Annotated in this window: 7 protein-coding genes and 1 riboswitch; of the genes, 4 read left to right on the top strand and 3 right to left on the bottom strand. The window is 35.6% G+C overall.

What is annotated here, in order from left to right; translation table 11 throughout:
- Position 1 precedes the first annotated feature (1 nt).
- The 3 genes from JOC83_RS17390 to JOC83_RS17400 all read left to right on the top strand — a co-directional run bounded on the left by JOC83_RS17390 (position 2) and on the right by JOC83_RS17400 (position 2172).
- Complete coding sequence (locus tag JOC83_RS17390; RefSeq protein ID WP_205188661.1) at positions 2 to 745, top strand: sirohydrochlorin chelatase; 744 nt, start codon at positions 2 to 4, stop codon at positions 743 to 745.
- Between the two features lies 1 nt (position 746).
- Complete coding sequence (locus JOC83_RS17395; protein WP_205188662.1) at positions 747 to 1361, top strand: NAD(P)-binding protein; 615 nt, start codon at positions 747 to 749, stop codon at positions 1359 to 1361.
- A 109-nt stretch (positions 1362 to 1470) separates the two neighbouring features.
- The gene (locus JOC83_RS17400; RefSeq protein ID WP_205188663.1) at positions 1471 to 2172 is read left to right on the top strand and encodes an MgtC/SapB family protein; all 702 of its coding nucleotides are present in this window, start codon (positions 1471 to 1473) and stop codon (positions 2170 to 2172) included.
- 80 nt (positions 2173 to 2252) lie between these two features.
- Here the strand turns inward: JOC83_RS17400 and JOC83_RS17405 are convergent, their stop codons facing one another.
- Positions 2253 to 3905 (bottom strand): AMP-binding protein, encoded by a 1653-nt coding sequence (locus tag JOC83_RS17405; RefSeq protein ID WP_205188664.1) that lies wholly within the window; start codon positions 3903 to 3905, stop codon positions 2253 to 2255.
- A 168-nt stretch (positions 3906 to 4073) separates the two neighbouring features.
- On the opposite strand from JOC83_RS17405, the gene JOC83_RS17410 reads away from it, so the two are divergent.
- Positions 4074 to 5009, top strand: coding sequence for a DMT family transporter (locus tag JOC83_RS17410; protein WP_338038940.1), 936 nt, complete (start codon positions 4074 to 4076; stop codon positions 5007 to 5009).
- On the opposite strand, the gene JOC83_RS17415 is transcribed toward JOC83_RS17410, so the two are convergent.
- Both JOC83_RS17415 and thiT read right to left on the bottom strand, forming a co-directional pair.
- Complete coding sequence (locus tag JOC83_RS17415; RefSeq protein WP_205188676.1) at positions 4977 to 5168, bottom strand: hypothetical protein; 192 nt, start codon at positions 5166 to 5168, stop codon at positions 4977 to 4979. The two genes, JOC83_RS17410 and JOC83_RS17415, sit on opposite strands and share 33 nt — an antisense overlap.
- Before the next feature lie 176 nt (positions 5169 to 5344).
- Positions 5345 to 5923: an energy-coupled thiamine transporter ThiT gene (gene thiT / locus JOC83_RS17420; protein WP_205188666.1), complete on the bottom strand. Its 579-nt coding sequence runs from the start codon at positions 5921 to 5923 to the stop codon at positions 5345 to 5347.
- A 133-nt stretch (positions 5924 to 6056) separates the two neighbouring features.
- Positions 6057 to 6158: riboswitch (TPP riboswitch) on the bottom strand.
- Positions 6159 to 6651 lie beyond the last annotated feature (493 nt).

A 6651-nucleotide genomic window follows, 5' to 3' on the forward strand; every position in this document is an offset into this window, starting at 1 on the left:
AATGGATGCAGTGTTGTATATTTGTCACGGCAGTCGAGTCAAGGAAGGATGTCGTGAAGCATTGAGTTTTGTGCAACGATGTAAAGAAAAAGTATCAATTCCTATTCAAGAAGCAGCATTTTTAGAATTAGCGGAGCCAACCATTGAAGAAGCTTTTGAGCGCTGTGTAGAGCAAGGTGCTACTCGTATTATGGCAATCCCTATTCTTTTACTCACTGCTGCTCATGCAAAGCAAGATATCCCTAATGTGTTAAAGAAGATGATTATGAGATATCCACATGTTGAGTTATCTTATGGTCAACCGTTTGGGGTACAAGAAAAAATCATCGACATCTTGCTTGAAAAAGTAAAGGACACAAACCAAGAAGTAACTGATCAAGCAATGGCTTTATTAGTTGGAAGAGGAAGTAGTGATCAAGAGGCATTGATGCAATTCCAAGAGATTGCACAGCAACTTGAAGAAAGAAGTAAGTTTCAACGAGTGAATACATGCTTTCTTGCTGCAGCCACACCAACATTTAAAGAAGGGCTTTTGAATGCTACTACGTTACACTATCGACAAGTATTTGTGATTCCCTACTTATTATTTACAGGTGTCTTAATGAGTGAAGTGATAGAGGAAGTGAAGAAACTAAGTTCCTCCTCTCAGCAAATCATCTTAACAAATTATTTAGGATACCATTCCAATCTTATTGATTTGTTAGTTGAGCAAGTACATCAGCTACATTCTTCGTTGGTGAAGTAACATGTATGCAGTAATGATAGATCTTACACATAAAAATATTGTAATTGTCGGTGGTGGCAGTGTAGCTACGAGAAAAGTTCAATCGTTATTGAAAGAAAGAGCCTATATTACAGTGATTGCTCCGTGGTTTACGGAGGAGCTACTGGAACTAGAACAAGAGAGAAAAGTTCAATTAATTAGGAAAGAAGTAGAAAAAAGAGATATTGAAGCAGCTTTTTTAATTATTGTAGCGACAAATCATTCACAAGTGAATGAAGCGATTGTGAAGTGCGCATCGCCTTCGCAATTAGTAAACGTTGTAGAAAAACCTGAGAACGGAAACATTACCTTTCCTGCGCAGTTTTCTCGCGGGAAGTTATCAATTGCTGTTTCAACAAATGGTGCGAGTCCGTTGTTAGCAAAGGGGCTAATTAAAAACCTCAAAGAGCAATACGATGATTCCTATGAGCAATATATGGATTTTCTATATGAATGTCGTTCTATTATTAAACACAGTACGTTTGATGCAAAGAGAAAGCGCCAGCTTTTACAGAAAGCATTACGCGATGAGTATCGTCATTCGCTTACGTTGCAAACGGAATTTATTCAAGAATTACAACAAGTCTCTCTTTTGTGAAGGGAGGCTTGTTGTTTTCTCTTCATGTACAAGTTCTAATTTTGTACATATTTTTACTTCTAAACAGTAGGATAGTAAAAGGACAATAAAAAATGAGGAGGGAGAAGGAATGGGAGAACTGCTGCAAGTGATTGTCTATAACGACGTTTTATTGAAGTTGAGCTTAGCTGCTGTGGGTGGAGTTATTATTGGATTAGAAAGAGAATTAAAAGGCAAGCCACTAGGGTTAAAAACGTGTTTGATTGTATCGGTCATTGCTTGCTTATTAACCATTGTCTCCTACGAATCAGCTTTTTTGTATTCAAAAGAATACTCGCGGCCGATGGACCCAGGGCGGATCCCTTCTTATGTAATTAGTGGAATTGGTTTTTTAGGTGCTGGTGTTATTCTTCGTAGAAGCAATGAGGCAATCTCAGGACTAACAACAGCTGCTCTTGTACTAGCATCAGCTGCCATTGGTATTACCATTGGGGCAGGTTTTTACATAGAAGCTTTATTGGGTGTGCTGTTCATTATATTCGGTATTAAAGTTTTACCTTTGCTATTTGAATGGATTGGACCAAAAAAATTAAAAGAGCGAGAGATTAGAGGTCGACTATGGATAGAAAAAACAACGGATTTAACACAGCTTCTTATTGAAATTAAGAATAAAGAGTTAGGTGTAAAAGGAGTGAAGGTAAAGGAAGAGAAAAATGATATTCTCATTAATTGTATTATTATTACTCGTAAGGGTGTCTATACAACGGATGTTTACTATCAATTAAAGAGCTTAACAGGAGTACTAAAAGTAGAAGTAGAAAGTCTGGATTAGTAATTAGAATTCAAGCATGTATAAAAAGTGTAGCATGACCGAAAAGAGGGTCATGCTACACTTTTTAAATCACAAGTTCTTTAGATTGAAAGTTGACTCGTTAATTCAACGGCTTGCTCTCTTAATTTATACTTTTGTATCTTTCCAGAGGCGGTCATTGGAAAAGATGAAACAAACATGATGTATTCAGGAATTTTGTAGTGAGATAGTTTTCCTTTACAAAAGCTTTTAACATCTTCCTCCGTTAAAGTAGTGTTTTCTTTTACCTTAATACAAGCTGCTACTCTTTCGCCGTACTTTTGGTCTGGAACTCCCACTACTTGTACATCTAAAATATCAGGATGGCGGTAAAGGAACTCTTCAATTTCACGCGGATAAATGTTTTCTCCACCACGAATAATCATGTCCTTTAATCGACCTGTAATGACGACATAGCCGTCTTCATCCATTGTCGCTAAGTCTCCGGTATGTAGCCATCCATCTTGATCAATCGTTTCTTGAGTTGCTTCAGGCATTTTATAGTAACCTTTCATTACAAGATAGCCTTTTGTGCACAATTCACCTTGAGTACCGCGTTCTACTTCTAGTCCTGTTACAGGGTCAATTATTTTGACTTCAACATGAGGATGAGCCTTTCCGACTGTTTCTACTTTTCTAGTAATAGAGTCGGTAGTGATTGTTTGAGTGATAACAGGTGAAGATTCTGTTTGTCCATAAGCAATTGTAATTTCAGACATATTCATTTCATTCATAACTCGTTTCATTACTTCGATTGGACATGTAGAACCAGCCATTATTCCTGTGCGCAGTCGTGATAAATCATACTTTGAGAAATCAGGGTGATTGAGCTCAGCGATGAACATAGTTGGCACTCCGTGTAGGCCTGTACACTTTTCTTTCTCAACGGTTTCTAATACGAGCTCGGGATTAAATTCAACAATTGGTACCATTGTCGCACTAACAGATACACAAGCAAGGACGCCTAATACACAACCGAAGCAATGAAAGTATGGTACGGGAATACATAAACGATCGTTATTAGATAGCTTCATTGATTGTGCTACAAGGTATCCGTTATTTACAATATTAAAATGTGTTAGCATAACGCCTTTAGGGAATCCAGTAGTTCCGGATGTATATTGCATATTAATAACATCGTCGTAGTGGAGTGATTGCTCGCGTTCTGCTAATTCTTTATCACTAATATCATGACCATGTTGCATAAACATAGACCAAGTTGTGATTGCTGAATCAGCACATTCATCTCCTAAGTAAATTAAATTTTTTAAGATAGGTAAGCGGGAGTATGTGATTTCTTTTGAAGTAGGGTGTAGTGTCTTTTCTTGAGTTAGTTGTTGAATAATAGATAGATAAGATGTACCTTTAAAACCATCGATGAAGAATAAAGTAGTAGAGTCTGATTGCTTTAATAAATATTCGAGTTCACTCTCTTGATAGCTTGTATTTACTGTTACAAGAACTGCTCCAATTCTTGCTGAGGCAAATTGTAATAAAAGCCATTCTGGAACATTAGTAGCCCATACAGCGATGTGATCGCCTTTTTTTATGCCTAGTCCGAGCAGGGCCTTTGCTACTTTTGTTGTTTCGTCATAAAATTCTTTGTACGTATAGCGAATCCCCTCTTTTGAATATACGACTGCTTCTTGTGAACCAAACTGATTTGTGGTTTCTAAAAGTAGTTCCCCTATTGTTACCTTTTTTAAGCCTGTCATAGTTCGCCTCCTGTAAAAAGTTATCTACTATATTCAAAAAGCTGATATGATAGATACAGTTTCTATTATATCAGAATTTTTTGAATACGCTTACAAGTATCTTAACAAAGAGAGATGAAAAAATTCAAAAATATCTCTTCGACAAAATTTTCAAATGGAGGTGTCGATGTGTATTCACTGCTCATTCGTTGTTACTTAGTAATTGGAATAGCTATATTATTTATCTCTACATCAGCTATTTTTGTGAAGCTGTCGGAATCACCCGCCGGTGTCATTGCTTTTTATCGGTTATTGTTTTCGGTGCTCATAATTGCTCCAGTGTTCGTTTTAACAAGTAGAAAAGAAAAAATTAAGCTAACGAAAGAGAGTTGGATTTATTCTATATTAGCGGGAGTACTGTTAGCTTTTCATTTTATTCTGTGGTTTGAATCACTGAGATTTACGTCTGTAACAAGTTCAACTGTTATGGTCACTTTACAACCTATTTTTGCAGTAATCGGTGCATATTTATTTTTTAAAGAGAAAGCAACCTTACTAGAGATTGGATGTGTCTTACTAGCATTAGCAGGAAGTTTTATCATTGGTTGGAATGATTTAAACATAAGTGGACAAGCTTTGTTCGGAGATGCGTTAGCCTTACTTGCCTGTTTATTTATCACTGTTTACTTATTATGTGGACAGAGAGTAAGGGGGGCGCTTAGTGTAACTACATATACATTTATTGTTTACAGTGTAAGTACTGTTACTTTATTTATATATGTAATAAGTACAAATCAATCTCTTATACCTATTTCTCATCAGGAATGGATTTATTTTATCTTACTTGCCATCTTTCCAACTTTATTAGGCCATTCATTGCTTAATTGGAGTTTAAAGTTTGTAAGTACAACGGTTATATCTATGGCAATATTATTTGAACCTATTGGTGCAGCGGTGCTTGCTTATCTACTATTAAATGAGAAAGTGTCCACTATGCAAGTAGTGGGTAGTGGCATTATCTTTCTAGGCGTTTCTCTTTATTTAATTCAAAAAAGAAAAAATACCCTCTCAGAAAATAAGGGTATTCTAGCATCAAATAAACTTATGAAAATAGGAAGCGAATAAGGAAAAAATAAAGCCGGATGTAGTAAAAAAGATAAAGGAAGCCCCTTTTACTTGTCCAGGTGTATTACATATGTGAATGGCTTCCCAATAAGCTGAAAAGATTAATAGAATGGACATGAAAAATGAAATAAGCATTGCCAACTCCGCTGCACTGTTCACAAATGTTCCCTCCACTAAAAGAATAGTTTACTAGACAATATGATAGAGGAAGAAAAGTTATGCAACTCTTTTTAAGAGTATGTAAAGTTGAATCATTGTCTCCGATGGAAAAGCTAAAAACATAGAAAAGAGCATAATTCAAGTTTGATCGCTTGTTTCATGCTCTTTTCTAGTTATTAAGGTGTAGTTAAAAAACGCTGCTTCGTCATGTTAATAATGATATAACAAATAATTGCACTGATAAGAAATGCGGGTAGCATATAGGTGCCATTATAGATAGCTGAGAAAATCAGTGCCTGTGTTTTTGTTGATCCAGCTTCAGCAAAAAACACAAACCCTGCAATTGTATGAGTTATATATCTTGCTAAACTAGCAATAAATGCGCCTAGAAAAATAAAAGATAATAGTTGTTTTTTTTGAGTTGCAATATTCAATCTTTGAATTTGTTTATAAACAACACCAGCTAATCCTACTACTGTAAAAGCAACAAAATAATCTAAGAATGCTTGAATAGGGTGTACAACATAAGCGGGACCTAGTGTGACTTGTAAAAGGCCAAGAAGAAATCCGGTAAACATGCCTCCCTTTAGCCCCCATCTAAAGGACATAATGAAGACTGGAACCATTGCAATAGAAATAGAACCCCCTTGAGGCCAAAGTCTTAAAGAAAGAAAGCTTGCTACTAAATCTAATAAGTAAGCAAGTCCGCTCATCATTCCAACCTCTACTATAAAAAGAATGTTACTGCGTTTCATACCTAAAAAAGCTCCCTTCGTATATGTTAAGTTGAGCAATCATTTAATGCTTACAAAAGATTTGCAACCATAAAAGATGCTCGCGGTAAATAAAAAAAGCAATGTAGGGCTTGTTAAGGTAACCTACATTGCATACCATACGAAGCCACATTCCTACGTTAGTACTAACTAACAGGTTCAAAGGGTTAGAACTCTAGCGATCACTCTCAGCCATGTGGCTCCCCTTGTGGATGTTTATTTACATTGCTTTTCTTAGATACTGTTAACTATACAAAAAAAAATATCACACTACAACAGTAAAAATGATAATATATAGCTCTGCTGAGGCTTGATATATTCTTACTTTAGGGATGTAGAGAAGTTGTACACACTATACTTAAATAAGTTCTTTTGAATGAGATGCATATAAGGAAGGTTGTTCTATTATGTAGTAGAAGTAAGGAGTGCGGTTATGCTTATTAATAGTAATGTAAAAAACTTAAAAAAACTTTTAAAAAATTGTTGCATCTGTAAAATTATCGTGGTATATTTAATTTCGTCGCCAAGAGGTAAAACAAAGCGACAAAGAAAAATAAAAAAGTTGTTGACATTCAATTAACAACTTGTTATGATAATAAAGTCGCTTCTGAGCGGCGGTTGAACTTTGAAAACTGAACAAAGCGACAAACGTCAACGTTAATTCAAGTTTTAAAATTATGAGCAAGTCAAACATTTCTTCGGAGAGTTTG

The organism is Priestia iocasae (assembly GCF_016909075.1).
Taxonomy (GTDB): Bacteria; Bacillota; Bacilli; order Bacillales; family Bacillaceae_H; genus Priestia; species Priestia iocasae.